Genomic DNA, 26,696 nt, shown 5'->3' with positions numbered 1-26,696 from the left:
TCGAGCGCGTGGGCGCCGATTCGGCCTATCCGGCGCGGCTCGCCCGGTTCTTGCGACGCGACGCGAGCTCGTCCTCCGGGCTCAGTTCGCTCTCGCCGCCGTCGGCCCGCTCGGCCGGGAAGTCCGCGATCGTGCCGGTCAGCTCGCGCATCGCGCCGCTGACCGCGATCCCGAATACTCCCTGACCGCCCTGCAGGAGGTCGACGACCTCTTCCGCGGAGGTGCACTCGTAGACGGTGGTGCCGTCGGAGAACAGCGTGATCTTGGCCAGGTCGCCAACGCCGCGCTGACGCAGGTGGTCGACGGCGACCCGGATGTTCTGCAGCGAGATGCCGGTGTCCAGCAATCGCTTCACGATCTTGAGGACGAGGATGTCCTTGAACGAGTACAGGCGCTGACTGCCGGATCCGGCTGCTCCGCGGATCGACGGCACGACCAGCGAGGTGCGCGCCCAGTAATCGAGCTGGCGGTAGGTGATGCCCGCGATCTGACACGCGCTCGGCACCCGGTAGCCCACCAGGTCGTCCGGCACCGAGTCATCGGGAAAGAGGCCCGGCTGAACATCCTCGACACCCTCGGACGGGGCGAGGCCGCGCTGAGGCTCTTGCGGATGATCTCCCACTGACTGCTCCCTCTCGCATGGAATTCCATACCGTGGATTCGACTCAGAGTACGCCTCGGGGTGAATCACATGGTGTGCGTTCGATGGATCAAAGCTATTGCGACGATTGACCAGGGTCAACGCAACACGCCGAAGCCTAAACCTCAACTTGAGGGTGAGACCGTATCGTTGCCCGGGCCACTATTTCGCCGCCGTCTCTCGACGGCGGGATCACACTAACCGTCAGTTGCCTTGAAATCGTCCGGCGACACGGATTCGAGGAATTCTTTGAACTTCTCGACCTCGTCCTCGCGCTCATCGGGCATCACCAGCCCGGCCTCCGCAAGCACCGCCTCGTCCGCATGGATCGGCACGCCCGCCCGCAGCGCGATGGCCACCGAATCGGACGGCCGAGCCGAGATCCTCAGATCGTCGGCGAAAACCAGGTCGGCATAGAAGGTGCCCTCCTGGAGATCCACGATCCGGACCTCGCGCAGCGCGTTGCCGAGCGCCGTGATGAGCGTGACGATCAGGTCGTGGGTGAGCGGCCGCGCCGGCTCAACGCCCTGCTGCTCCAGCGCGATCGCGGCGGCCTCGGTCTGGCCGATCCAGATCGGCAGGTACCGATCCCCGTCGGCCTCCCGCAGCAGCAGTACGGGCTGATTCTGTGGCTGCTCGACACGAATCCCGATCACACGCATCTCGCTCATCGCGTCTGCCTCCCGTCTGATCGGCCTCACCGGCGTCGACCGCATTCATCGCATGAAGCCGTACCCAAATTCTAAGCGAACCCGGCGGCCCATTCGACTCTCGCCGCACAGGTGCAGGTCGTGACGTCGCCGGCCGGGCGATCGTCAGCGGTCGAGCGCGCCGCGCACTGCCGCCTTGACCAGACAGGTGTGCAGAGTGAGCGACAGCGCGGCGAGTTCACGCACCATCTCCTCGGCGCGATCACGCGCACCCGCGTCCCTGCCCTTTGCGACGGGACCGGCGATCTGGGCGACCAAACCGGCCTCCCGGTCGGCCGCCAGCTTGAACGCGCGCAGGTGCCGCACCTCGAGTCCGAACGCGGACATCGCCTTTGCCGCCCGCGCCAGGGTGACCGCGTCCTCGTCGAAGAAGCCCGCGACGCCCGGCACGATCAGCCCGCTGCGCAACAGTTCCGACAGGAACGCCTCGTCCGCGCCGGATCGCGCGATCAGGTCGGTACGGCTGATGCGGACCTCGCGGTTGGCGCGGAACTCCTCGGGCGAGATTTCGCCGGGCGCGATGGACAGGGCACGCGGCCGTCGCGGCGCCGACTCAGTCGACCCGACCACCGCGACGCCACTGTCGATCGCCTCGAGCTGTTCCTTGATCACCTTCAACGGCAGGTACTGATCGCGCTGCGCGGTGAGCACGAACCTCAACCGCTCACAGTCGGCCAGCGAGAAACGTCGGTAGCCCGACGGCGTCCGCTCCGGACTGATCAGCCCCTCCGCCTCGAGGAACCGAATCTTCGAGATGGTGATGTCGGGGAAATCGGGACGTAGCCGATCCAGGACGGAGCCGATCGACATCCCGCCCTCGGTCCGCTGCCCGACCGCCGTCATCAGCTACCCGCACCCGCAGCGGAACTGCCGGCGCCGCGGGGGCCGGTGAGGTACACGAGTCGGAACTTTCCGATCTGCACCTCGTCACCGTTGACGAGGGTGGCCGAGTCCACCGGCTCACGGTTGACGTAGGTGCCGTTGAGGCTTCCGACGTCGACCACCTGGAACTCGTTCTGATCCTGGCGGAACTCGGCGTGCCGACGGCTGACCGTGACGTCGTCGAGGAAGATGTCACTGTCCGGGTGGCGGCCCGCCGAGGTGGTCGGCTGGTCGAGCAGGAATCGGGAGCCCGCGTTCGGGCCACGCTTGACGACGAGGAGCGCCGAACCGGCAGGCAGGCCCTCCACTCCGGAGACCTGCTCAGCGGCCTGCGGAGCAGCGGTCGTGCTGTCCAACTCGTTGAGGAAATCCGCCCGGAAAACCGACGTTGTCTCAGCCGGCGATTCTCCAAAAACCGCGTCGCTGTCGTTCTCGCTCACCGTTTCTCCTCCTGAAGTCCGATCGGTCCGGGAACCCTCCCGGACAAATCTTCTCGACACAATCACATTCCGATACGGACCTACGCCCCGACAAGGCGGATGTGCTCCCTATCGACCGTACCCTGCGAATGCCTCCCACGTGGGCACTCGCAGGTCGATCCACGCGTGTCCTAGCCGCCCGCGATCTCCTGGTAGCCCGGCGCGTCCAGCATCGCGTCCAGCGCGGCGTCCAGGGTTGCCTCGTCGGCCACCTCAAGATCGACCAGCCAGCCGTTTCCGTACGGCTCAGAGTTGACCAGCTCGGGGCTGGACTCCAAATCCGCGTTGGCCACAATGACTTTCGCGTTCAACGGAGCGTAGATGTCCGACACGCTCTTCGTCGACTCGACCTCACCGAGTGACTCGCCTGCGACCACGGCCTCGCCGACCGCGGGCAACTGCACGAAGACGACGTCACCGAGCTGCGACTGCGCGAAATCGGTGATTCCGATCCGGACGGTCGTCGGCCCGGTCCGCTGCACCCATTCGTGCTCCGCCGTGTAACGGAATTCGGCCGGGATGTTGGTTTCGCTCAAGGTGAGAAGTCCTTTCGATCGCACCGGCGCGCGAGAATACCGCGCGGTACCGGATTCAGTTTCCGGGGTGAGCGTATTGACGAGGCTTCGTCTCCCGCAAGGCGGTGATCGTGACCTGCTGAGATTGCTCCACTGTCAGCCGTCCACCGCTGCGCCCGACGGTGTCGATCACCCCGCCGGGAATGTTCAGAGCGGCCGCCAGGGTGGGCGGGTCGCCGATCGCGAGCACCTCGTACGGTGCCTCCAGGTCGGTGCCGTCGACCTTGATCTGACCGGGGGAACCGGTGACCCAGGAATCGACACCGATCCGGACCGGCTCACCCCCCTCACCGCGGATGGAGATCGCCTCGGCGCCCGCCGCCCGCAACTCCTGGATGAGGTCCAAGATCACCTCGGAGCCGACGTTCGTGCCCGGGTCCGCGACCGTCAACACCACCCCTGGGCCTGCCGCGGGCACGGCTCCCACCTGGATCGACAGCGCGGTCAGGCGCGCCCTTGCCTCGTCCAACGCGGCCTGGGAGCCGCCACCGCTGCGCTGGAGCGTTGCGAGCGTCTCCTCGAGTCCGGCGATCTCCTGCCGCAACGAGGCCTCTCGCTGGCCGAGGTTGTCGAGCAACACCAGCAGGTCAGCCGGGCGCGCAGAGTCCAGGGTGTCGCCCGAACCGGTGTTCCGCACCTGGGTGGCGATGGCGACCCCGAGCGCGGCCAGCAGCAACACCGCCAGCAGCCCGAAGACGACCCGGGAGCGACGCGCCGAGGCGGACAGCTCGGTATGCCATTCGTGCTTGCCTTCATGCCCGTTCACCGGTGATCACGCCCCGAACAGCCGGCGCCGCAGCGCGGCGGCGTTGCCGAAGATCCGGATGCCCAACACCACCACGATCGCGGTCGAGAGCTGCGTGCCAACCCCCAGCTGGTCACCGAGCCACACGATCAGCGCCGCGACGAGCACGTTGAACACGAAGGACACGACGAAGACCTTGGCGTCGAAGATCTCGTCCAGGTAGGCGCGCAGCCCGCCGAACACGGCATCCAGCGCCGCGACCACGGCGATGGGCAGGTACGGCTGAATCGCGTCCGGGACCTGCGGACGGAACACCACGCCCGCGACGATCCCCGCGATGAGCGCGAGCACCCCGTAGACGGCGTATCCGTTCTTGACTGCCTTGACCGGCTTCACTGGCCACCCACCTCGTGTGCGGTTCTGATCTCCCTGGCATTCGCGGCAGGGAGGCTGACATCTTCTTCTTCGGCGACGGTGAAGCCCACCCCGTACAGCTGCGCGACGCCCGACATCCGCAGGTACGCGTCGCTCACCACGAACCCGGTCTGCAACCGGTCCGCGGGCCCGATCGCCGAGATCACGTACGGCGAGAACACCGGCTGATTGTCGACGAGCATCGCCCCGCCTGCCTGGCGGATGGTGGCCGAGGGGCCGATGCGGACCCCGCCGACCGCGACCGCCTCCGCTCCGCTCGACCACAGCGCGTTCACCACCGACTGGATGTCCCGGTCGAGGACCACCGCCTTGGCTGGGGCGGCGCCGGGCCTGCCGCGGTCGGACAGGTCCGGACGGGCCGCCGGGTCGGTCAGCGTGACGGTGAGCCCCGCGCCGTGCACCGCGTCCAGCCCGGCGGCCTGCTCCATCGCGGCCAGCCGGGCCAGTACGTCGGATCCCTCGGCGTCGCCCGCGAGCACCCTGGAGCGCAGCGCCTCGGTCTGCACCGCCAGCTCGTCCCTGGTGCCTGAGAGGCCGCCACTGCGTTCCTCCGCGGCATGGACCTTGGCCAGGATCTCGCTGCGCACCTGGTCGGTGCCGGGCTCCCGATCGTCCGCCTGCGCGTAGGCGATCCCGAAGACAAGTCCGAGGACGATGCCCCCGACCACGAGCCAGCTCCCGGAGTGCATCGGGCGGTGCAGTGAGTGTCCCCTCGCCCGGTCCTCTGCCGACGCGGCGTAACCGGGGTCGAGATGGTCGTTCATCAGGGACCGGAGCAGCGAGGGCACCGGATTGCGGCGGACCTCGCCGTCGGTCACCGCGCCCGGTCCGTTCGCGGGACCTCCCGCGCGGTGTTCCGCGCGGCGAGCAGGTACAGGATCGCGGTCCACACATAGAGCCCGGTCCCCCACACCAGCAGCGCATACCCCCAGGCGCTGGCGATCGGCGCGATCGCCCAATCGCCCTGCGCCGCGAGCACCAGCGGCAGCGCGAACATCAGCGCGAAGGTCGCGGCCTTGCCGAGGTAGAGCACCGCGGGCGGCGGCAGACCGCGCCTGCGGTAGATCGGCAGGGTGAGCGCGAGGATCACGTCCCGGCCGATCAGCACGGCGGCCACCCACCACGGGATGATCCCGCGGATCGCGAACGCGACCAGGGTGGAGACCACGTACAACCGGTCCACCAGCGGGTCCAGCAGTGCGCCGAGCCGCGAACTCTGGTTCAGCAGGCGCGCGAGCTTGCCGTCGGCCCAGTCGGTGAACCCACTGAGCATCAGGATCGCGAGCGCCCACCCGTCCGCGTGCGGGCCGAGCAGCAGATAGACGAACAACGGGACTCCGACGAGCCGGACCACGCTGAGAAGATTCGGCACGGTGACGATCCGGTCGGACATGATCGGCGCGGTCGCGACGTCCGCCACCTCGTGTGGCCGGTCTCCGCTGCCCATTCGTCCCCCGTGTCCCTCGTCCGCCAACTGCCTCGAACAGCCTTTCACATGGCGGACGGGGGTGCCGGGACGCGGGCGACCGTATCGGCGGTCAGGCTGCCCAGGTAGAGCCAGCCATCGGCCTCGCGGACACCGGTGATCGGCGCGTAACTGCCCGCGCCACCCTGCAGGCTGTGCACGACGGCACCCGAGGCGTCGAGCCCGAGCACCCAGCCACGCTGGTCCGGTTCTGGCTGTGCCCAATGTGGCAGGTTCGCGGCGACGACCCGGAGCGCCGGGTGCGGGGCCAGCAGGTCCAACAGGCGCATACGGGGGCTGTACAGCGCCACCCAGAAGACCCCGCCTGCCGTCTGCGAGGTCAGGTTGTCGGGGAGTCCGGGCAGGTTCTCGGCCCAGATCGACACCCGTCCCGTTTCGGGGCCTGCGAGTTCGACCCGGCGGATCTGATAGGCCCCGGTCTCGGCGACCACAACGAAGGACTCGTCCGCGGACAGTCCGACCCCGTTGGCGAACTGCAGCCCGTCCGCCAGCAGGTCGGTCTCCCCTGTCGCCGGGTCGAACCGGATCAGCCTGCCGGTGCCGCCGTGCTCGAGCACGTCGGTGCGATGCTCGGCCACGGAGAACTTCGCCGAGGAATCGGTGAAGTAGATGGTGCCGTCCCGCCCGACGGCGGAGTTGTTGCACGCCACCAGCGGTCGCCCGAGCGCGGTGTCGGTGAGGGTCTCTACCCGACCGGCCTCGTCGACGCGCAGCACCCCGCGCTCGCAGTCACAGATCAGGTACCTGCCGTCGTCGAGGATCTCGACACCGAGGGGTCGGCCACCCGTGTCGGCGATCAGGGTCGCGCGGCCGGACGCGTCGAAGCGCCAGACCTTGCCGTCATCGGTGCCGGTGATCAGCCGCCCCTGGTGATCGACCGCGACGTCCTCGGGTCCCTTGCTCCCCGGCATCGCCCAACGCTCGGCACCGTCGAGCTCGGCGCTGGGGGCGAACGGACCCGTGAGCGGCGGCGGGGTCGGCGGGCGCCACGCCACGGGATCGATTCCGGTCCGGTCGAGGCTGCGTAGGGCCGAGAGCAGGATTCCCATGGCGGCCACGGTAGACGGTCACCCGCTCCGTCCGCAGTGGCTTCCGGCGGCTTCTCCGCCGCGGGAAGGCCTACCGCGAGGCGAAGTCCGGCTGACCGAGATCGTCGACCCGCGTCGGCCGCCCGTGCAGGGCCACCTCGCGGAACTGGTAGATGATCGCAGCGGTCGGCGCGAAGATCCGCGCGCCTCGGAACGGCCACTCGATCAGCGGCCCCGCCGCCCCCTCGAGTAACAAGAACTGCGGTTCGTGATCGAGCTCGGCCAGGCTCACCTGGAAGACGTACTCCACCTCGTCGGCGTTCGGCCGAATCGGCTCGTCGAGCTCGCCAACCCAGACCACCACCGGGGTGATGACGTAGCCGGACCTGGTCACCAGATCGTCGAGATGGCCGAGCACCGCCGACGGCGGCGCCTGCACCCCGAGTTCCTCCGCCAGCTCGCGTAGCGCCGCGTCCCCCGGTGACTCCCCCGGGTCGATGCCACCGCCGGGCAGCGCGAACTGGCCTGGATGCGCCCGCATGGTGCTGGGCCGAACGGTGAGCAGCAGCGAGGGCACCCCGTCGGTGGTCACCACCGCGAGCGCGACCGCCGCGCAGCGATGCCCCGCACGTTCGGCGGTCCGTGCGTCGAACGACGCGAGCGCGGCGGCGCAGGTCTCACGAGTGAGGGTCGGCTCCCGGTCCGCGTCCATCCGTCGACCCTAGCCCGCCCCTGGAACGAGAAAGGCGGCCCCGGATTACTCCGGAGCCGCCTTCTTCGGTCGGGCTGACAGGATTTGAACCTGCGACCACTTGACCCCCAGTCAAGTGCGCTACCAAGCTGCGCCACAGCCCGTCCACTCCCTTGCGGGCGCTCGATGAGATTACATCAGTGACAGTCGACTGAGCGAATCGGCTGCTCGTGACGGGTTTCCTCCATCGAGTGCACCCCACGAACGACACTGGCAAGCCCCCGGTTTCGGGGACTTGCCAGTGTTCGGGTCGTCTCGGCAGGCGTCAGCGCTTGCCGCGATCGCGCTTCTCGCGCACGCGCACCGAGATACGCACGGGGCTGCCGTCGAAGTTGAACTCCTCACGCAAACGGCGCTCGAGGAACCGGCGGTAGCCGGCCTCCAGGAAGCCGGTGGTGAAGAGCACGAAGGTCGGCGGACGGGTGCCTGCCTGGGTGGCGAACATGATCCTGGGCAGGCGACCGCCGCGCATCGGCGGCGGCGTCGCGGCCACGATCTCCTTGAGCCAGGTGTTCAACCGGCCCGTCGGGATCCGCTTGTCCCAGGACTCGAGTGCGGTCTCAAGCGCGGGAACGAGCTTCTGCACGGCCCGTCCGGTGTGCGCGGAGATGTTCACCCGCTGCGCCCACGGCACCCGGACCAATTCGCGGTCGATCTCCTTCTCGAGCATGTACCGGCGGTCCTCGTCGACGAGGTCCCACTTGTTGAACGCCAGCACCAGCGCCCGGCCGGCGTCGGCCACCATGCTCAGCACCCGCAGGTCCTGCTCGGTGATCGGCTGCGACGCATCGATCAGCAGGATCGACACCTCCGAGGCCTCGATCGCGCCCTTGGTGCGCAGCGAGGCGTAGAACTCGTGGCCGCTCGCGTGGCTGACCTTCTTGCGCAGGCCCGCGGTGTCCACGAAGCGCCACACCTTGCCGCCGAGCTCGACCAGCGAGTCGACCGGGTCGACGGTGGTGCCCGCGACGTCGTGCACGACGGACCGCTCCGAGCCCGAGAGCTTGTTGATCAGGCTGGACTTGCCGACGTTCGGCTTGCCGACCAGCGACACGCGTCGCGGCCCCTGGCCACCGGTGCCCTCCCTTGGCGTCTCCGGCAGCGCCTGGAGGACCTCGTCGAGCAGGTCGCCCGTGCCGCGGCCGTGGATCGAGCTCACCGAATAGGGCTGGCCGAGGCCGAGCGACCACAGCGCCGCGACCTCGGACTCGGTCCGTTCGTCGTCGACCTTGTTGGCCACCAACAGGACCGGCGTCTTCGAGCGCCGCAGCACCTTCGCCACGGCCTCATCGGTCGCGGTGGCGCCGACGACCGCGTCCACCACGAGCACGATCGCGTCGGCGGTCTGCATCGCGAGCTCCGCCTGACGGGCCACGGACTGCTGCAGCCCCTTGGCGTCGGGCTCCCAGCCGCCGGTGTCCTGCACCATGAATCGGCGTCCGGCCCAGTTCGCCTCGTACGAGACGCGGTCCCGGGTGACCCCGGGGATGTCCTGCACGACGGCCTCGCGGCGGCCGATGATGCGGTTCACGAGCGTGGACTTTCCGACGTTCGGACGACCCACGATGGCGAGGGTCGGGACGGCGACGTGGCCCTCGCCCTCCTCACCGTCCTCGAAATCGACTAGCTCCCAGTCGGATTCCTCGCTCCAGGTGCCGTCGCCGGCGATCGGGCCGCCGATGTCAAAGCTGTCGGTCACTGCACTGCTCCAGTTCTGTCACGTACCACCAGCAGCAACCTGCCGATCACGTCATCGATTCCGAGTTCGCTGGTGTCCACGATCACCGAGTCATCGGCGGGCCGGAGCGGGGACACCGCTCGGGTGGAGTCCAGATGATCGCGGCGCTCGACGTCCGCGAGCACCGCCTTGTAGTCATCGCCCCGACCCTCGGCGATGTTCTGCGTGTTCCTGCGCTCGGCCCTGGCCGCGGCGGAGGCGGTCAGGTACACCTTCACGTCCGCATCGGGCATCACGACGGTGCCGATGTCGCGCCCCTCGACCACGATCCGCTCGGTGCGCGCGATGAACTCGCGCTGCTTGTCGACCAGGATCGTGCGCACCTCGGGCACCGCCGAGACCGCGGACACGGCCTGGGTGACCGCGCCGCCGCGGATCTCGTCGGTGACGTCCTCACCGGCGAGCAGCACCCGGTCCGAGGCCGGATCGGTGCCGATGGTCAGCTCGAGCGCCTTCGTGGCAGCGGCAACCGCAGCCGGGTCGCTCGGGTCGACGCCGGAGCGCAGCACGTGCAGCGTCGCGATCCGGTACATGGCGCCGGTGTCGAGGTACTCCGCGGCGAGTCCGGTCGCGAGCCGCCTGGCGACTGTCGATTTCCCGGTACCGGACGGTCCGTCCATGGCCACCACCAGGCGGCCTGCCTCGCTCACAGTCCGACCGCCTTGTACAGCGCGCCGACCTCACCGGGGCCGATGACCCGCAGGGTGCCCGGGCGTCCGTCTCCGAGCGCGACCGGACCGATGTCGGTGCGCACCAGCCGGACCACCGGATGCCCGACCGCCTCGAGCAGGCGACGCACGATGTGCTTGCGGCCCTCGTGCAGCACGACCTTGACCAGGGACTTGCCCTGGTTCACGTCGAGCAGGGCGAACGAGTCGACCTTGGCAGGGCCGTCCTCGAGCGCGACGCCGGCCTTGAGCGTCTTGCCCAGGTTGCGGTCGACCACGCCGGACACCGTCGCGAGGTAGGTCTTGGGCACCTCGAAGGAGGGGTGCATCAGCCGGTGCGCGAGATCGCCGTCGTTGGTCAGAAGGATCAGGCCCTCGGTGTCGGCGTCGAGGCGCCCGACGTGGAAGAGTCGCTGGCCTGCGGAGACCCGTTCGGAGACGATGTCGCCGATGCAGGGCCTGCCCAGGTCGTCGGACATGGTGGACTGCCAGCCGCGCGGCTTGTTGAGCGCGATGTGGACCAGATCCTTCTTGACGACGACGCGGACGCCGTCGACCCGGACCACCGCGTTCTCGGGGTCCACCCGCAGGCCCTGCTCGACGACGATGCGGCCGTCGACCTCGACGCGTCCCTGCTCGATCAGCTCCTCGGCAGCGCGGCGCGAGGCGACACCCGCCTGGGCGAGCACCTTCTGCAGGCGCATGCCCTCGCCTGCGGGCAGCTTCGCGGGACCCGAACCCTCCGCGTACTGGTGGCGGGCCGGCTTGGCGTTGCTGATGGTCGGCGCGACGGAGGGCGCGCGCTGCGGCTTGGCGGCCTTGGGCTTGCCACGCTTGGACAGGGCCGGCCGCTGTACGCCGCCGCGGGGGTAGCCGCCGCTACGAGGTGCGCCGGTACGCGGTGCGCCGCCACGCTCGGTGCGATCCTGGGCGCCACGCGGTGCGCCGCCACGCTCGGTGCGATCCTGGGCGCCACGCGGTGCGCCGCCGCGTTCGGTGCGATCCTGAGCGCCACGCGGTGCGCCGCCACGCTCGGTGCGATCCTGGGCGCCACGCGGTGCGCCGCCACGCTGGGAGCGGTCCTGCGAGCCGCGGGATTCGCCGCTCCTGGGGGTCGCGCCGCGCTCGGTGCGGCCGAAGGAACCGCGAGGGGCTCCGCCACGCTCGGTGCGATCGTATGAGCCGCGCGATTCGCCACCACGGGCGGAATCGCGGGGTGCCGAGCCTCGCGACCCCGACCCCTTCTGGGGCGAGTCCCTGCGGCTCGAGCTCTTGTGGGCGGGATTGCTCCTGCCCCGGTCCGGTGTGCCATCACGGCGAGCGGAATTGTTCACTTGGGTGTCCTGTCACTCTTCAGTATCTAAGCCGGGATCCAAATCGGGTTCGGATCCCGCCCTGCCGGCTCCCAATTTGGTGAACCGGGGGTCTGACTCCATGTCGTCACTGATGTCGTCGATGATGTCGACATCGGGCAGCAGCGGCGCCAACGCGGGCAGGTCGGCCAGCGAGGCGAGCCCGAGCCGCTCGAGGAAAAGCTCCGTCGTCGAGTACGTCGTCGCGTTGGTCTCGGAGTCCACACCGGCCTCCGAGATCAGTCCGCGGGCGAGCAGGGTTCGCACGACGCCGTCCACATTGACGCCACGAACCGCGCTCACCCGAGCACGGGTCAAAGGTTGACGGTACGCAACAACTGCCAAGGTTTCCAACGCCGCGCGTGTGAGCTTCGACCTAGCGCCGTCGAGAAGCAGCCGCTCGACGTACGGCGCGTACTGGTTTCTGGTGTAGAAACGCCAGCCGTCCCCGGCGTACCTGAGGTCGATCCCGCTGCGCCGTGCGGTCAGTGCCGCGGACATCCGGCGCAGCGTCGCATCGACCCGGTCGGCCGAGTCGTCGACCGCGGACGCGAGCGCCTCGTTGCTCGCGGGCGAGTCCACGACCAGCAGCAACGACTCCAGCGCCGCCTCCAGCTCCTCGTCCTCGAGCCGGTCGTCCTGGTCGAGGGCGCCCTCGTCGTCGAGCCTGGGCGCCTGATCGAGCTCGCTCATCCGTAATCCTCCGCACTCACCAGCGTCTGCCCGTCCGCGTCGATGTCGCCGGTCCAGCTGACCATCAGTTCGCCGAGCGGCTCCGGCTGCTCGAACGCGACCGCCCGCTCGCGGTAGAGCTCGAGCAACGCCAAAAATCTTGCCACGATCTGCACCGTCAGGTCGCAACCGGCGACGAGGTCCCCGAACGTCGCCCAGTTTCCCTTGCCGCGCTGCTTGAGCATGTCGAGCACCATCGACGCCTGCTCGGGCACCGAGACCGTCGGGGCGTGCAGGTGGTCGAGGCCAACGGTCGGCACCGGTCGCGGCGCGAAGGCGGTGGCCGCGATCTCCGCGAACCGCCGGGGGTCGACGCCGAGCAGGACCTCGGGCAGCAGTCCGGCGAACTGGTCCTCCAGCGACACCGAACGCGGATAGCGCCGCAGCGCCGCCGCCTCCAGCTCGGCGAACAGCATCGCGACCTGCTTGTACGCCTTGTACTGCAGGAGCCGCGCGAACAGCAGGTCCCTTGCCTCCAGCAACGCCAGGTCCTCGGCGTCCTCGACGTCGCCGGAGGGCAACAGCCGGGCGGCCTTGAGGTCGAGCAGGGTGGCGGCGACCACGAGGAACTCGGTCGTCTGGTCGAGGGGCATCTCGCTGCCCAGTGACCTGGTGTACGCGATGAACTCGTCTGTGACCTTGTGCAACGCCACCTCGGTGACGTCGAGCCTTCGCTGGCTGATCAGCGTCAGGAGCAGGTCGAACGGCCCCTCGAAGTTGCGTAGCTTCAGCCGGAAGCCCGGTTCGACCGCAGTCTCAGGGGCGGCCGACGGCAGTTCCTCGATCGGTGCGTCGTCCGCCGTCCCCCCGCCGACCGGTTCCCCCGGTGGAGCCTCGGCCACTCGCTCGGCCTCGTCGGTGTCCATCTACCGTCCGGACCGGTGTATCACCTCGCGGGCGAGCGCCCGATACGCCTCCGCGCCGCCTGACTTAGGCGCCCACGTGGTGATGGGTTCGCCCGCGACGCTGGTCTCTGGGAACCGCACCGTCCGGTTCACCACCGTGTCGTAGACCAGATCACCGAACACCTCGACGAGCCTGGCCATGACCTCGCGCGAGTGCAGCGTCCTGGCGTCGAACATCGTCACCACGATGCCCGACAGCGACAGCTTGGGGTTCAGACGCTCGTGCACCTTCTCCACCGTGTCGTTGAGCAGCGCGAGCCCGCGGAGGCTGAAGTACTCGCACTCCATCGGGATGATCACGCCCTCGGCGCAGGCCAGCGCGTTGACGGTGAGCAGGCCGAGAGAAGGCTGGCAGTCGATCAGGATGTAGTCGTAGCGGTCGAGCACCGGGTACAACACCCGCCCGAGCGTCTGCTCGCGGCCCACCTCGGTGACCAGCTGGATCTCGGCGGCGGACAGGTCGATGTTGCTGGGCAGCAGGTCCAGGTTCTCCACCCGGGTGCGCATCAGCACCTCGTCGATCGAGACCCTCGGCTCGACGAGCAGGTTGTGCACCGTCAGTTCGAGGTCGTGATGTGCGACGCCGAGGCCTGCGGACAGCGCTCCCTGCGGGTCGAGATCGACGAGCAGCACGCGGCGGCCGCACTCGGCAAGCGCTGCGCCCAGGTTGATCGTGGAGGTCGTCTTGCCGACGCCGCCCTTCTGGTTGCACATCGCGATGATCTGGGCGGGGCCGTGAGTGGTCACCGGCGTGGGATCGGGCACCTCGCGAAGTGGGCGGCCGGTCGGGCCGAGCGCCGCCTCGGCGGGTGCGGCACCGTTTCCCTCGGTGCGGTCGGTTTGTTGACGGGTAGGCGGTTCCGGCTTCCGGGTGTAGAAGTAGGCACCCGAACGCTCAGACTCCGCCGCTGGCGGCTGCGGTGTCACCACGGTCTGCTGCTCCCCTGTCTGTCGTCCCTGATGGACAAACGCTACCGCTTGGCGGGCGGCGTTCGGTCAACGGACACGCGGGGCACGGCTACGGGCTCGATCATGCAGGGCCCCGAGCAGCCGCGATGGGCATCGCGGCCCGGCTCACCCGCCGGTGGCGTCCTCGGTCGCGCCGGGTTCTCCCGACCCGGATCGACGCGATGCGCGCGCCAGCACCTGCGGGCCGGTGACGAGCGCCCGCCGCCACGGAGCGACGCCGTCGATCTCGATCTCGATCGACAGGCTAAGGACGGTCCGGATCAGCACGATCATCCCGAGCACGGCGACATCCGTCAGCGAGGGCACGGACGTGACGGTCTTGACGATGTCCGCGGCGACGAGCAGCTCCAGCCCGAGCAGAATCGCTCCGCCCAGCGACTCCCGCAGGCTCTTGAACGCCCGACCGCCGTCGCCGGTCCGCTTCCACGTTCGCGCGGCGAGCACGAAGGCGAAGGCGAATCCCACCACCATCGACAGGACACCGAGCACCTCGAACCATTCCGTCACCAGTTCGAAGAATCGGACCGTATCCATTCACTCCCCCTTCACAACGCCCGCGGATGCGCGCCGGCCCAGACCTCGCGCAGCGCCCCCACGGTCACGAGGGTGTAGATCTGCGTCGTCGTCACCGATGCGTGCCCGAGCAGCTCCTGCACCACCCGGATGTCGGCGCCGCCGTCGAGCAGGTGGGTCGCGAACGAGTGCCGGAGCGTGTGCGGGGAAACCCCTTCGGCGATCCCGATCCGATCGGCCGCGCTGCGCAGCACCTGCCACGCGCTCTGCCTGGAAAGTCGCCCGCCCCGGATGTTCAGGAACACGGCGGGTCCGCCGCGTACCGCGTGCGCCGCGCGCCCACGCACCAGGTACGCCTCGAGGGCGGCGATCGCGGGCCTGCCGATCGGCACCACCCGCTCCTTGCCGCCCTTGCCTCGCAGCAGCACGGCGCGGTCGACCGCGTCGACGTCGTCGATGTCAAGCCCGACCGCCTCCGAGATGCGGGCGCCCGTGGAGTAGAGGAGCTCCAGCAGCGCCCGATCGCGCAGGGCCCGCGGCTGATCGGCCGCGTCGGGGCCGCCGGTGGCCTCGAGCAACGCCAGCACCTGATCCACCGGCAGCGACTTCGGCAGCTGCTGGCCGGGCGCGTGCGGCTTGACCTCACGCGCGACGTCCACGGCCGTGATGCCCTCGGCGGTCGCGAACTTGTGCAGCCCGCGGACCGCGATCAGTGCCCGCGCGGTCGAGCTCGGGGCCAGCGGCGGTAGCTCCGCCACCGGGTCGCCCTTGCGCAGCGCGACGACGAACCCGCTGATCTCGCGTTCCCGCACCGTGACCAGGTCATCGATACCCCGATCCGCCAGGTACCGCTGGTAGCGGATCAGGTCACGCCGATAGGAACTGAGGGTGTTCGCCGCCACCCCGCGTTCGACCGCAAGATGGTCGAGGTACGTCTCCACCTGGTCGGCGAGCACGCCTAAGCCCCGTCGATGTTCGCTCCGCCGGCTCCGCTCGAGCCGTCGATGTTCGCTCCGCCGGCTCCGCTCGAGCCGTCGATGTTCGCTCCGCCGGCTCCGCTCTGGCCGCCGTGCCTGCGCCGCGACATCGCGACCGGACGATCGAGCCAGTCCGAATCCGCCGGCCGCCCCGTCACATCCGAGCCGCCGTCGCGGGCCCTGGCGGCGGCGAGCGCGAGGATCCCGGACAGCGCCGTCGCGTTCACGATCTCCCCCGACAGCGCCCGGCCGACCGCCTCGTCGACCGGCACCCGATCGACCTCGAGGTCGGCCTCCTCGTCGGTCGGGGTCGGCTGATGCACGTCGGTGAGCCCGGTCGCGAGGTACACCCGCACCACCTCGTCGGTGAAGCCCGGCGAGACCGCGACGTCCACCAGCACCGACCACCGCTCGGCGGCGAGGCCCGTCTCCTCGGCCAGCTCGCGCCGCGCCGCATCGACGGGATCCTCGTCCGCCTCGTCGAGCAGCCCGGCGGGCAGCTCCCACACCCGCCTGCCCAGCGGGTGCCGATACTGGTTGATGAGGATCAGCCGGTCCCGCTCGTCGACGGCCACTACGGCGACCGCGCCGTAGTGCTCGACGACCTCGCGGTCCGCCGCGCGGCCGCCGGGCATGGCCACCCGGTCGACCCGCAGCGTGATGATGCCGCCCTCGTACACGGTTCGCGTGTCGAGGGTTTCGAACTCGTGCTCTCCCGGCCTGCTCATCGTGTACCGGTGGGTCAGCGCACGATCGGCGAGTCGACCGACTCGACGTCGTCCTCCGCGGACCCGAGAGCGTCCTCGGGGTGCACGTCCACCTCGAGCCGCTCGGCGGCCTTGTACTTCAGCGCCGCGCCGATGAAGGCCGCGAACAGCGGGTGCGGCCGGGTCGGACGGCTCTTGAGCTCCGGGTGTGCCTGCGTCGCAACGAAGAACGGATGCTTGTCCGCGGGCAGCTCGACGAACTCGACGAGGTGTCCGTCCGGCGAGGTGCCGCTGAACTTCAAGCCGCTCTTCGCGATCCGGTCCCGGTACGCGTTGTTGACCTCGTAGCGGTGCCGGTGGCGCTCGGAGACGTTCTCGGAGCCGTACGCCCGCGCGACGACCGAACCCTTCTCCAGGACCGCCGGGTAGGCACCGAGCCGCATGGTTCCACCGAGATCGGCCTCACCCGCGACGATCTCCTCCTGATCGGCCATCGTGGAGATCACGGGATGCTTGGTGTCCGGCTCGAACTCCGCGGAGTTCGCGTCGTCGAGGCCAACCGAACGGGCGGCCTCGATGACCACGGCCTGCAGTCCGAGGCACAGACCGAGCAGCGGGATCCCGCGGGTGCGGGCGAACCGGATCGCTCCGAGCTTGCCCTCGATGCCACGGATACCGAATCCACCTGGGATCAGCACCGCGTCGACCTCGCCGAGCTTCTCCTGCGCCCCTGCCTCGGTCTCGCAGGCGTCGGAGGGCACCCAGTCGATCTCGACCTTGGCGCGGTGCGCGAACCCGCCCGCCCGCAGCGCCTCGGTCACCGAGAGGTACGCGTCCGGCAGGTCGACGTACTTGCCCACCAGCGCGATCCGAACCGACTCGCGCGGCTCGTGCACGCGCTTGAGCAGCGCGCCCCACACGGTCCAGTCGACGTCACGGAAGGGCAGGCCCAGCTTGCGCACGACGTAGGCGTCGAGACCCTCGCGGTGCAGCACCTTCGGGATGTCGTAGATGGACGGGGCGTCGGGCGTCGAGATGCAGGCGTCGACGTCGACGTCGCACATCAGCGCGATCTTCGACTTCAGCGGCTGCGGCACATCGCGGTCGCAGCGCAGGATCAGCGCGTCCGGCTGGATACCGATGTTCCGCAGCGCCGCCACCGAGTGCTGGGTCGGCTTCGTCTTGAGCTCACCGGAGGGGCCGAGGTACGGCACCAGCGAGACGTGCAGGAAGAAGACGTTGTCCCGGCCGATGTCGTGCCGGACCTGTCGTGCCGCCTCCAGGAAGGGCTGCGACTCGATGTCGCCGACGGTGCCACCGATCTCGGTGATCACCACGTCCGGGCTCTGGCCCTCCGCGTCCGGACCGCTCATGGCGAGGATCCGGCTCTTGATCTCATCGGTGATGTGCGGGATCACCTGGACCGTGTCGCCCAGATATTCGCCGCGCCGCTCCTTGGCGATGACCGACGAATAGACCTGGCCGGTGGTGACATTGGCGATCCCGGACAGATCCCGGTCCAGGAAGCGCTCGTAGTGCCCGACGTCCAGATCGGTCTCCGCGCCGTCCTCGGTGACGAACACCTCACCGTGCTGGAACGGGTTCATGGTGCCCGGATCGACGTTGAGATACGGGTCCAGTTTCTGCATGGTCACCCGCAACCCGCGGGCGGTGAGCAACTGCCCGAGGCTCGACGCCGTCAGACCCTTGCCGAGCGACGACGCAACGCCCCCGCTGACGAAGATGTGCTTGGTGGCGGTACGCGATTGACTGCGTGAAAGTGGCAAAAGAGCTCCCGTGACGACCTTGCAGGGCTTGGCTAATGGTAGAGCTGGGGCCTGCCGACCCACGGGACTTCACGGTAACACCAACGCGTCGGTTTATCCGCATGGCACGCCGCGAACCGCTGGTCATCGCCCCGTGGGCCGGACATTTGCTGTGACCTCAGCCGACCGGAGCGCCGACTGTGATCGCCGTCGCGTTCGGGCCGGTGCCGTAGCGGCCTGCCTGCCCCGCGAGCTGTTCCTGGAGACCGAGGACGGTGGTGATGCGGCCCGCCTCCCTGTCCACGTTGTCGACGGTGGTCACGCCAGACGACAGCGCCGTGTCGGACCGGACCACGGCGATGGGACCGTTGCCCGCCGCCGCGCCGGGCCTGCCCGCCAGCACGGTGCCCGCGCCTCGGGAGTCCATCGCGCCTGCGAACCGCGCGATGATCGCGCCCCGGTTGCCGCCCTCGGACCCGTCAGGGGCCTTGCCTGACCCGGTGAGCACCAGCGCGAGCTGGGCGGGCTTGACCGTGCCGTTGTCGTAAGCGATGAAGCCACCGGAGCGGAGCGTCTCGAGCGCGAGCGCCAGCTCCTCGGGGGTGCTCTGCGGCTGTGCGTTCTGGGCGTTCAGCAGCAGCACCGAGCCGAGCAGATCGCCTGCCAGGCTGCCCTGGTCGACCGCACCTGTCCTGAGCTGGACCCCGGCCGGGATCACGTTGGTGATGGTGGTGCGCAGCTGATCGCCGTTGGCGGCGTCGACGAACGAATCGGTCAGCGAGACCCGGCCGGTCACGCTCCCGCCCGCCGCGCCGATCATCCTGGTGACACCCTCGAGATCGCCGGGGTCGGCGTCCGGCGAGGTCACCAGGATCACCGTGCGCTGCGCGAGGGCGTCGTGCACCACCCGGCCGGACACCGCCGCATCGAACCCGTCCGCGGAGTTGAGCTGCTGTTCGAGCTGGTTGTTCGTTTCCTGCAAGGCGTTGACCTGGCCCTGCAGCTCCGACTTGTCGTCGCGGAGACCGGACAACAGACCGCCGGAGAGGGTGCCCGAACCGAGCACCACCCCGACCGCCAACGCAAGGAAGATCGCCGCTATCGAGATAGCGTGTTGACGCATAGAGATCACGTGAACAGTCCCTGCACCCACGTCGCGAAGCTGTTCCAGGTCGCGATGGCCCAGTCGAGGGCCTCATCGCCGATGTTCGAGACGACCAGCGCGACGATCACCGCCGTCAGTGCGGCCAGCACGAGCAGCGCGATGGCGCCGCCCGAGACACGGCTGCGGTACAGCGTCGCGACCGCCTTCGCGTCGACCAGCTTGGGTCCGACCTTGAGCCTGGTCATGAAGGCCGCCGGGTTGCTCTCCCGTCGACCCCGATCGAAGAACTCGTCCAGCGAGACGGTGCTGCCGACGGTGACGATCAGCGAGGCGCCGTGATGGTCCGCGAGCAGCAGGGCCAGGTCAGCGGGTGCCCCTGAGGCCGGGAAGGTCATCGCCCCGATCCCGAGGTCCTGGATCCGTTCGAGGCCCTTCGCGTGCCCATCCGGGTCCGCGGGCAGGACGACCTCGGCACCGGACTTGAGGGTGGCGCTGCTGATGTCCTCCGGGTCGCCGACGATCAGATCCGGGCGGTAGCCGGCATCGGCCAACGCGTCCGCGCCTGCGCCGACGCCGATGAGGATCGGCGAGTACTCCTTGATGAACGGCTTGAGGTTCTTCAGATCGGCGACGTGGTCGGTTCCGTCGGCGACCACCACCACGTGCCGGTCCTGCAGGTCGACGTCGATGTCGGGCACCCCGACCCCGTCGATGAGCAGCGGACTCTCGGTCCTGATGAACTCGATGGTGTTGCCGGAGAAGGCCTCCAGGTGATCGACCAGTCCGGTCTTCGCCTCGATCATGAGGTCGGAGATCTCGGCCTCGCTCTGCTCGACGCCGTTGGCGAGCCTGCGCTCACCGGCGTAGACGCCGCCTTCGTTGAGGCGGACCTTGGCCCCGTCCTTGACCTTCTTGAAGACCTCGTCGCCGACGGAATCGATCAGCGTGATCCCGTTGGCGACGATGACTTCGGGTCCGAGGTTGGGGTAGCGGCCGGAAATGGACGGTGACACGTTGACGACCGCGAGCACCCCGGCCTCCACCAACGCGTCGGCGGTGATCCGATCCAGATCCAGTTCGTCGAGGACCACGATGTCGCCTGGGCCGACGCGACGCAACAGCTTCGTCGTGTCTCGGTCGACCCGGGCGATGCCGCTGATCCCCGGCAACGATTCGGTGTTTCGTGACAACAGGGACGGCATTTTCATGCCATCGATGATGACCCCGTCGGGGCCCGGACCAGCGGAGGCGCGCCGAACGGGCCTGACAGGAGGACAAAAAGCGGCGACGTGCGACCGAAGCGATCGGGGGTGGACCCCGCGCTTATTCGGTGCGCGCGGCCTTCGCCGTCGCCAACAACTCCTCGGCGTGTGCGCGACCGGTCTGGGTGTTGTCGAGACCCGCGAGCATCCGGGCCAGCTCGACCACGCGCTCCTCCTCCGTCAGGGTCCGTACCCCGCTGTCGGCGCCCTTGCGGCCGTCGACCTTGTCCACGACCAGGTGGGTGTCGGCGAACGCGGCCACCTGCGGCAGGTGCGTCACCACGATCACCTGGTGGGTACGCGCCAGGCGCGCCAGGCGCCTGCCGATCTCCACCGCGGCGCGACCGCCAACGCCTGCATCGACCTCGTCGAACACCATCGTCGCGCTGCCCTCGGCGCCGGCGAGCACCACCTCGAGGGCGAGCATCACCCGCGACAGCTCGCCGCCCGAGGCGCTCTTGCTGATCGGGAGGGCCTGCGCCCCGCTGTGCGCGGCGAGCCGGAACTCCACCTCGTCGACTCCCGCGGACCCGGCGTGCAGCTCGCGACCGTCCACCGTCAGCGGCGCGGCGTCCTGGGCGCCTGCCACCAGCAATTGCACGGTGACCTCCAGCCGGGCCTTGCCCATCGCGAGACCGCCGAGCTCGGTGGTCACCGCCTTGCCGAGCTTGACCGCACACTTCGTCCTGGCCTGGCTCAGTGCTGTGGCGGCGACGGCAACCGCGGCCGCACAGTCGTCCACCCTGGCCGCCAGCGCCGCCAGCGCCTCGGCGGAGACGTCGATCTTGGACAGCCGCTCGCGGGCCTGGTCGGCCCAGGCCAGCACCCCGTCGACGTCGGCCGCATACTTCCTGGTCAGCGTCTTCAGCTCGGCCTGCCGGTTCAGCAGGGTGTCGAGCGCACCCGGATCCGACGGCAGGTCCGCCAGGTAGCCGGTGAGGTCGGACGAGACGTCCGTGACGACCGCGATGGCCTCGGCCAGTCGCGGGCCGAGCGCGGTCAGCGCCGGGTCGTCGGAGGACTCGATCCGGGTGCGCGCCTCCCCCAGCAGGTCCAGCGCACCAACGCCGTCGCCGCCGCCGCCGTCGATGCCGTCGGCCTCGGCCGCCCCGCCGAGCATGGCGACCTGCGCATCGGCCGCCGCCGACCGCAGCGAATCGAGGTCGCTCAGGCGCCGGACGTCGGCGACGATCGACAGGTCCTCGCCCGGTTGGGGCGCCACCGCGTTGATCTCGTTGAGCCCGAACTCGAGCCGGTCGACCTCCTGCGCCAACTCCCTGCTGCTGCGGGTGCGCTCGGCGAGCTCGTCGCGGGCCTCGATCCACTCCGCGCGCAGGGACCGGTACTTGTCGAGCAGGGACCCGATCGGTGCGCCGCCAAACTCGTCGAGGGCCTGACGCTGCTGATCGGGGCGCTGCAGCCGGAGCTGGTCGTTCTGGCCGTGCACCGTCAGGAGTGGCCCGGTCAGCTCGGACAGGGCCCCTGCAGGCACGCTCCGTCCACCCAGGTGGGCACGGGAGCGGCCGTCGCTGCTTACGGTGCGCAGCGCGATGATCGTGCCGTCCTCGTCCCGCTCGGCGCCGGTCGACTCGAGCAACCGGTCCACCTCGGAGACCACCCTGGCCGACGCGTTGGCGGTGGAGAACCTGCCCTCCACCACGGCGCGGTCGGCGCCGAGCCGCACCCGGCCCGCGTCGGCGCGGGCACCGCTGAGCAGGTGCAGGCTGGTGACCACCATCGTCTTGCCCGCACCGGTCTCACCGGTGAGGACCGTCAGCCCCTCGTGGAACTGCGCCGCCGCCTTCGAGATGACACCGAGACCGTCGATCCGGATTTCAGCGAGCACTGGTGTTGCCCCCTTCGCCGTCGGCCCTTCGTCCCCGCCAACCCTTGACCGGGAGCTCGAACTTGCGCACCATCCGGTCCGCAAACGGTGCCGAGTCGAGCCGGATCCACTTCACCGGCTCCCGGCCCCGGACCACCTCCACCCGGCCGCCCGCCGGAAGGTTCATGGTGCGGCTGCCGTCGCAGAAGACCAGCCCGTTGTGGCCCCCGGCGAAGGTCTCGACCGCGATCAGCGATTCGGGGCTCGTCACCAGCGGCCGCGCGAACAACGCGTGCGCATTGCTCGGGATCACCAGCAGCGCCTCGAGTTCCGGCCACACCACCGGCCCGCCCGCGGAGAACGCGTATGCGGTCGACCCGGTCGGCGTCGCGACGAGCACGCCGTCGCAGCCGAACGACGAAACGGGGCGGCCGTCCACCTCGAGGACCACCTCGAGCACGCCGAGCCGGGACACGTTCTCGATGCTGGCCTCGTTCAGCGCCCACCCGCGGTCGATGATCTCGTCGTCCACCCGGACGATCACGTCGAGCGTCATCCGGTGCTCCACGCGGTACTCACGCCGGACCACCATCGCGAGGGCCTCCTCGAGATGCTCCGCCTCGGTCTCGGCGAGGAACCCGATCCGGCCGAGATTGATGCCGAGCACCGGAATCGAAGCGGCCCTTGCCAGTTCGGCTCCCCGCAGGAACGTGCCGTCGCCGCCGAGGACCAGCACAAGCTCGCAGCCGACAGCGGCCGACGGACCCGGCTCGACGACGCGCAACGCGAGGTCGGGCAGGCGGAAGGAGTCGTGGTCGTGCGCAGCGGTGGGATCCGTCTGGTCGGCCTCGGTCGCCAGCACCCGCAATCCGACGCCGGCCTTCTCGAGGATCTTCGCCACCCGCAGCGCGGTGGCGGTGATCTCGGCCCTGCCGGTGTGGGCGACGACCAGGATCTCGCGGCTCGGCGACGGCGTCGCCGGTTCCGGGTTCACTGGGGCCCCTCCTGTACTGCTCGCTCGATGACCTCGCGCATCGAATCCACCCCTGGTTCGGCCTGCTTCCTCAGCCACAAGAAGTATTCGACGTTGCCCGAGGGACCGGGCAGGGGGCTGGCGACCGCACCGAGGGTCCGGAGCCCGAGCGCGTCCGCGGCTTCTGCCACCTCGACGACGGCCTCGATCCGGAGGGCGGGGTCACGCACGACGCCGCCGGATCCGACCCGATCCTTGCCCACCTCGAACTGCGGTTTCACCATCGGCACCAGGTCGGCGCCGTCGGCGGTGCAGCGGACGAACGCGGGTAGGACGAGCTTGAGCGAGATGAACGACAGGTCCGCGACCACCACCTCGACCGGTCCCCCGGTCTGCTCGGGCTCCAGCGAACGCACGTTGGTCCGGTCCACGACGGTGACGCGGTCGTCGGACTGCAGTCGCCACACCAACTGCCCGTACCCGACGTCGACGGCGACCACCTCACGGGCGCCGCGACTGAGCAGGACATCGGTGAATCCGCCGGTGGAGGCACCGGCGTCGAGGCACCGCTTGCCGTCGACGGAGAGCCCGGATGGTTCGAATGCCTCGAGCGCCCCGAGAATCTTGTGTGCGCCGCGCGACGCCCACGAGACCTCGTCGACCTCTTCGGTCACCAGCAGTGGGGTGCCCGCCTCGACCGCGGTCGCGGCCTTGACCGCGACGGTCCCCGCGATCAGGACACGGCCGGCCCCGATCAGCTGGGCTGCGTGTTCTCTTGATCGGGCCAATCCCCGCCGAACCAGCTCGGCGTCGACCCGTGCGCGCCGAGCCACCTCAGATCTTGTCCACTGTGGCGAGCGCGTGCACCAGGACCTCGTGCGCCTGCTCGAGGAGCTGGGCCTGTCCCGGGATCCGGCCGTGACCGGTCGCATCGTCGTCCGCTGGCCCCACCGAGTCCAGGCGCGCCAGGAGCACGTCGACCTCGGCGTGGATACGGTCGGGGTCGACGGTGGTCTGTGGTCCGGGAAGGTGCTGCCCGGGGCGTGGCATTGGCGTACTCATCGGGGCCAACGCTAGCCGATTCGAGGCCCGCACGCCCACACCGCGACACGGCGAAAACCCGCCCGCGGCGTCGCTTGCCGGATCAACCGACGAGGTCCGCCACGGCCGCTGCGGAGACCGGATCCCCGGCCATGAGGCCGTCGAACTCCGGCCCGGCCCAGACCGCGTCCAGCACCGACCGAACCACGTCGAGAGTGTCCGGGCTGAAGGCAGCATCGCAGGTCACGACCAGGTCGGAGCCCTCGCGCCGCACGCTCACCCCCGGATGCGGGCGGATGCTCAGCCGCTCGGCCGGTAGATCGAGCTCGGCCAGCCGGGACGCCAGATAGGTGGGTCGGTACGACTCGGGCGCGCGCAGCAGGTCCGCGACGGTACTGACGCCACTGAGCACCAGCAGCGAGTCCACACCGACGGCGTTCGCACCCGCGATGTCCGTGTCGATCCGGTCGCCGACCACCAACGGTCGCTCGGAACCGCTGCGCCGCAGGGCATCGTCCATCAACGGACGGGCCGGCTTGCCCGCGACCAGCGGCTCGCGGCCCGTCGCCGCCCGCACGGCCGCCACCATCGCGCCGTTGCCAGGGCACAGCCCGCGTTCGGTTGGCAGCGTGGTGTCGACGTTCGAGGCCACCCAGAGCGCTCCAGCGCGGATCGCCAGCGTGGCCTCCGCGAGGATCGCCCAGCCGGTCTCCGTGGAGTGCCCCTGAACAACGGCCACCGGGTTCTCGTCGAACCTCCTGACGGGCTTCAGCCCGACCAGACGAACCTCCTCGGCGAGCGCCTCGGTGCCGATGACCAGGACGGACGAACCCGGCTCGAGTCCCTCCGCGAGCAACCGAGCGGCGGATTGGGAACTCGTCACCACCTCCGATTCGGCGGTGGGAAAACCGAGCTCACGCAGGTGCTGCGCGACCGCGAGCGGGCTGCGGCTCGCGTTGTTCGTCACGTAGAACAGTCGTGCCGACCCGCCGACGAGCGCCTCCCTGGCCCCCGGAATCGCGTGTGCACCCTGGTACACGGTTCCGTCGAGGTCCAGCAGCAACACATCGTGCAGGTCGCGCAGTGACGGCGGGGTCCCCACCGTCACTGGTCGCCGGAGAGTTCGGCCACCCGATCCTCTGCGTCCGTGTCGCCGTCGTGATCGGCGGCAGCGGAGTTGAGGAACCACTTGAGGCCGTCCTCGATGCGGCCCGCCGCCACCAGGGCGTCGGCGTACGCGTAGAACAGGCGGGCCGCGGTCGGGCCATCCTTGGCGGCATCGAGTTCCGGCGTCTGCAGGGTCACCACGGCCTGATCGAACTGGCCGAGATCCATCCGGGCACCGGCGACCACGATGCGGAGCTCCGTCGCCTCGTCGCCGGTCAGGGTCCTGGCCTCGTCGCTGCGGCCGAGCTCGATCGCCCGCTCGGGTCGGCCGAGACCGCGTTCGCAGTCGGCCATGACGGCGAGCAGACCGGGTCCGCCTGCCATCCGTCGTGCGGCACGCAGCTCGGAGAGGGCCTCGGCCCACTCGCCCGCGTGATACGCGGTGATGCCCGCGGTCTCCCGAACGACCGCGACGCGGCCTGCCCGCTGCCGGGCGGCACGCGCATGGGCCAGGGCGAGGCGCGGGTCGTCGTCGATCAGCTTGCCTGCCATCACCAGGTGACGGGCCACCGCATTGGCGTTCGACTTGTCGAGGCTGAGCAGGTCCCGACGAACGGCCGGGTCGAGCTCGCCCGCCTGGACGTCTTCGGGCAGATCCGGTTCTTCCGGTCGCGGGGCGCGTCGCTCGGCGTGCGCTCCACCGTCGCGCGGGGGCGGACCGAAGCTGCCCTCTCCGCCGCGACGCCTCGGCGGACCGTCGCCGCGCCGATCCGGACGGCCTCCGCCGCTGCCGCCGCGGGCTCCGCCGCCGGTGTTGCCGCGGGGGCCATCGCCTCTCCCGCCGCGGGGGCCGCCGGCGCCTGCGCCACGGTTGTCCCCCGACCGACTGCGGTCAGGACCGCCGCTCCCATACGAACGACGGCCTTCGTTGTTGTCCGACACAGCATCTCCTTTCAGACAACACACGCTATGCAGAAAAAACACGAAAGGGGACCCAGTATATTGGGTCCCCTTTCGGTAACGGATGTTCGGCGGTGTCCTACTCTCCCACACCCTGTCGAGTGCAGTACCATCGGCGCTGGAGGGCTTAGCTTCCGGGTTCGGAATGGGGCCGGGCGTTTCCCCTCCGCTATGGCCGCCGTAACTCTATGAAACTGTCACACATTCAATTCCCCCGCCCGAACCACCCGTCGAGATGAATCTCGTGGGTGTTGGGGGTGAATGGTATCTGTGTGTTGTTTCAGATACCGCACAGTGGACGCGTAGCTTCTTTGTGGTAAGTCCTCGGCCTATTAGTACCAGTCACCTGCACACGTTACCGTGCT

General features: G+C 69.6%; 29 protein-coding genes, 1 tRNA gene and 1 rRNA gene. All 31 read right to left on the bottom strand.

The window, feature by feature from the left end; all coding sequences use genetic code 11:
* Nucleotides 1-25 precede the first annotated feature (25 nt).
* Nucleotides 26-622 carry a MerR family transcriptional regulator gene (locus ACWFRB_RS03490; protein ID WP_077041768.1) on the bottom strand — a complete coding sequence of 199 codons (597 nt, stop codon included), beginning with the start codon at nucleotides 620-622 and terminating at the stop codon, nucleotides 26-28.
* Between the two features lie 215 nt (nucleotides 623-837).
* Nucleotides 838-1,311 (bottom strand): bifunctional nuclease family protein, encoded by a 474-nt coding sequence (locus ACWFRB_RS03485; protein WP_452638864.1) that lies wholly within the window; start codon nucleotides 1,309-1,311, stop codon nucleotides 838-840.
* Nucleotides 1,312-1,455: 144 nt separating this feature from the next.
* Nucleotides 1,456-2,193: a transcriptional regulator FtsR gene (gene ftsR / locus ACWFRB_RS03480; RefSeq protein ID WP_452638863.1), complete on the bottom strand. Its 738-nt coding sequence runs from the start codon at nucleotides 2,191-2,193 to the stop codon at nucleotides 1,456-1,458.
* On the bottom strand, nucleotides 2,193-2,672 hold the full coding sequence (garA, locus tag ACWFRB_RS03475) for a glycogen accumulation regulator GarA (RefSeq protein ID WP_072749715.1): 480 nt from the start codon (nucleotides 2,670-2,672) through the stop codon (nucleotides 2,193-2,195). Before garA ends, ftsR begins: the two co-directional genes overlap by 1 nt.
* 170 nt (nucleotides 2,673-2,842) lie before the next feature.
* Nucleotides 2,843-3,247, bottom strand: coding sequence for a glycine cleavage system protein GcvH (gene gcvH, locus ACWFRB_RS03470; protein WP_452638862.1), 405 nt, complete (start codon nucleotides 3,245-3,247; stop codon nucleotides 2,843-2,845).
* 55 nt (nucleotides 3,248-3,302) lie between these two features.
* The gene (locus tag ACWFRB_RS03465; RefSeq protein WP_452638861.1) at nucleotides 3,303-4,052 is read right to left on the bottom strand and encodes a DUF881 domain-containing protein; all 750 of its coding nucleotides are present in this window, start codon (nucleotides 4,050-4,052) and stop codon (nucleotides 3,303-3,305) included.
* Nucleotides 4,053-4,058: 6 nt separating this feature from the next.
* On the bottom strand, nucleotides 4,059-4,427 hold the full coding sequence (locus ACWFRB_RS03460; RefSeq protein ID WP_072749712.1) for a small basic family protein: 369 nt from the start codon (nucleotides 4,425-4,427) through the stop codon (nucleotides 4,059-4,061).
* Entirely contained in the window at nucleotides 4,424-5,230 is an 807-nt protein-coding gene (locus tag ACWFRB_RS03455; RefSeq protein ID WP_452639014.1) for a DUF881 domain-containing protein, read from the bottom strand. The genes ACWFRB_RS03460 and ACWFRB_RS03455 overlap by 4 nt, the downstream gene beginning before the upstream one ends.
* A 50-nt stretch (nucleotides 5,231-5,280) precedes the next feature.
* On the bottom strand, nucleotides 5,281-5,913 hold the full coding sequence (locus tag ACWFRB_RS03450) for a CDP-alcohol phosphatidyltransferase family protein (protein ID WP_452638859.1): 633 nt from the start codon (nucleotides 5,911-5,913) through the stop codon (nucleotides 5,281-5,283).
* Between the two features lie 44 nt (nucleotides 5,914-5,957).
* A complete protein-coding gene (locus tag ACWFRB_RS03445; protein ID WP_452638857.1) occupies nucleotides 5,958-7,001 on the bottom strand; it encodes an SMP-30/gluconolactonase/LRE family protein in 1,044 nt (347 codons plus the stop codon).
* Between the two features lie 70 nt (nucleotides 7,002-7,071).
* Nucleotides 7,072-7,692 carry an NUDIX hydrolase gene (locus ACWFRB_RS03440; protein WP_452638855.1) on the bottom strand — a complete coding sequence of 207 codons (621 nt, stop codon included), beginning with the start codon at nucleotides 7,690-7,692 and terminating at the stop codon, nucleotides 7,072-7,074.
* A 69-nt stretch (nucleotides 7,693-7,761) separates the two neighbouring features.
* A tRNA-Pro gene (locus ACWFRB_RS03435) sits at nucleotides 7,762-7,835 on the bottom strand.
* Nucleotides 7,836-7,996: 161 nt separating this feature from the next.
* Nucleotides 7,997-9,430, bottom strand: a complete 1,434-nt coding sequence (gene der, locus ACWFRB_RS03430; protein ID WP_452638854.1) for a ribosome biogenesis GTPase Der — start codon at nucleotides 9,428-9,430, stop codon at nucleotides 7,997-7,999.
* On the bottom strand, nucleotides 9,427-10,089 hold the full coding sequence (cmk, locus tag ACWFRB_RS03425) for a (d)CMP kinase (RefSeq protein WP_452639013.1): 663 nt from the start codon (nucleotides 10,087-10,089) through the stop codon (nucleotides 9,427-9,429). The genes der and cmk overlap by 4 nt, the downstream gene beginning before the upstream one ends.
* Nucleotides 10,090-10,115: 26 nt before the next feature.
* Nucleotides 10,116-11,471 carry a pseudouridine synthase gene (locus ACWFRB_RS03420; protein WP_452638853.1) on the bottom strand — a complete coding sequence of 452 codons (1,356 nt, stop codon included), beginning with the start codon at nucleotides 11,469-11,471 and terminating at the stop codon, nucleotides 10,116-10,118.
* A gap of 12 nt (nucleotides 11,472-11,483) precedes the next feature.
* Nucleotides 11,484-12,182 carry an SMC-Scp complex subunit ScpB gene (gene scpB / locus ACWFRB_RS03415; protein WP_452638851.1) on the bottom strand — a complete coding sequence of 233 codons (699 nt, stop codon included), beginning with the start codon at nucleotides 12,180-12,182 and terminating at the stop codon, nucleotides 11,484-11,486.
* Nucleotides 12,179-13,087 carry a segregation and condensation protein A gene (locus ACWFRB_RS03410; protein WP_452638850.1) on the bottom strand — a complete coding sequence of 303 codons (909 nt, stop codon included), beginning with the start codon at nucleotides 13,085-13,087 and terminating at the stop codon, nucleotides 12,179-12,181. Before ACWFRB_RS03410 ends, scpB begins: the two co-directional genes overlap by 4 nt.
* Nucleotides 13,088-14,056 carry a ParA family protein gene (locus ACWFRB_RS03405; RefSeq protein ID WP_452638849.1) on the bottom strand — a complete coding sequence of 323 codons (969 nt, stop codon included), beginning with the start codon at nucleotides 14,054-14,056 and terminating at the stop codon, nucleotides 13,088-13,090.
* 144 nt (nucleotides 14,057-14,200) lie between these two features.
* Nucleotides 14,201-14,629: a DUF1622 domain-containing protein gene (locus ACWFRB_RS03400; protein WP_452638848.1), complete on the bottom strand. Its 429-nt coding sequence runs from the start codon at nucleotides 14,627-14,629 to the stop codon at nucleotides 14,201-14,203.
* Between the two features lie 11 nt (nucleotides 14,630-14,640).
* Complete coding sequence (locus ACWFRB_RS03395) at nucleotides 14,641-15,564, bottom strand: site-specific tyrosine recombinase XerD (RefSeq protein ID WP_452638846.1); 924 nt, start codon at nucleotides 15,562-15,564, stop codon at nucleotides 14,641-14,643.
* A 2-nt stretch (nucleotides 15,565-15,566) separates the two neighbouring features.
* A complete protein-coding gene (locus ACWFRB_RS03390) occupies nucleotides 15,567-16,313 on the bottom strand; it encodes an NUDIX domain-containing protein (RefSeq protein ID WP_452638845.1) in 747 nt (248 codons plus the stop codon).
* Nucleotides 16,314-16,327: 14 nt separating this feature from the next.
* Nucleotides 16,328-18,079: a CTP synthase gene (locus tag ACWFRB_RS03385; protein ID WP_097213390.1), complete on the bottom strand. Its 1,752-nt coding sequence runs from the start codon at nucleotides 18,077-18,079 to the stop codon at nucleotides 16,328-16,330.
* Between the two features lie 157 nt (nucleotides 18,080-18,236).
* The gene (locus tag ACWFRB_RS03380) at nucleotides 18,237-19,190 is read right to left on the bottom strand and encodes a copper transporter (RefSeq protein WP_452638843.1); all 954 of its coding nucleotides are present in this window, start codon (nucleotides 19,188-19,190) and stop codon (nucleotides 18,237-18,239) included.
* A complete protein-coding gene (steA, locus tag ACWFRB_RS03375) occupies nucleotides 19,187-20,371 on the bottom strand; it encodes a putative cytokinetic ring protein SteA (protein ID WP_452638842.1) in 1,185 nt (394 codons plus the stop codon). The genes ACWFRB_RS03380 and steA overlap by 4 nt, the downstream gene beginning before the upstream one ends.
* Nucleotides 20,372-20,486: 115 nt before the next feature.
* A complete protein-coding gene (recN, locus tag ACWFRB_RS03370) occupies nucleotides 20,487-22,271 on the bottom strand; it encodes a DNA repair protein RecN (protein ID WP_452638841.1) in 1,785 nt (594 codons plus the stop codon).
* Nucleotides 22,261-23,244 (bottom strand): NAD kinase, encoded by a 984-nt coding sequence (locus ACWFRB_RS03365; protein WP_452638839.1) that lies wholly within the window; start codon nucleotides 23,242-23,244, stop codon nucleotides 22,261-22,263. Before ACWFRB_RS03365 ends, recN begins: the two co-directional genes overlap by 11 nt.
* Complete coding sequence (locus ACWFRB_RS03360) at nucleotides 23,241-24,056, bottom strand: TlyA family RNA methyltransferase (protein WP_452638838.1); 816 nt, start codon at nucleotides 24,054-24,056, stop codon at nucleotides 23,241-23,243. The genes ACWFRB_RS03365 and ACWFRB_RS03360 overlap by 4 nt, the downstream gene beginning before the upstream one ends.
* Nucleotide 24,057: 1 nt before the next feature.
* A complete protein-coding gene (locus ACWFRB_RS03355; RefSeq protein WP_452638837.1) occupies nucleotides 24,058-24,285 on the bottom strand; it encodes a hypothetical protein in 228 nt (75 codons plus the stop codon).
* Between the two features lie 82 nt (nucleotides 24,286-24,367).
* Nucleotides 24,368-25,372, bottom strand: coding sequence for an HAD-IIA family hydrolase (locus ACWFRB_RS03350; protein ID WP_452638836.1), 1,005 nt, complete (start codon nucleotides 25,370-25,372; stop codon nucleotides 24,368-24,370).
* The gene (locus ACWFRB_RS03345; protein WP_452638835.1) at nucleotides 25,369-26,313 is read right to left on the bottom strand and encodes a tetratricopeptide repeat protein; all 945 of its coding nucleotides are present in this window, start codon (nucleotides 26,311-26,313) and stop codon (nucleotides 25,369-25,371) included. Before ACWFRB_RS03345 ends, ACWFRB_RS03350 begins: the two co-directional genes overlap by 4 nt.
* An 84-nt stretch (nucleotides 26,314-26,397) precedes the next feature.
* Nucleotides 26,398-26,514 (bottom strand): 5S ribosomal RNA (rrf, locus tag ACWFRB_RS03340).
* Nucleotides 26,515-26,696: the final 182 nt, after the last annotated feature.

It is taken from the genome of Rhodococcus sp. NPDC055112, assembly GCF_053607505.1.
The sequence above is the reverse complement of the archived record's forward strand: the minus strand, read 5'-3'. Positions and strand labels throughout refer to the sequence as shown.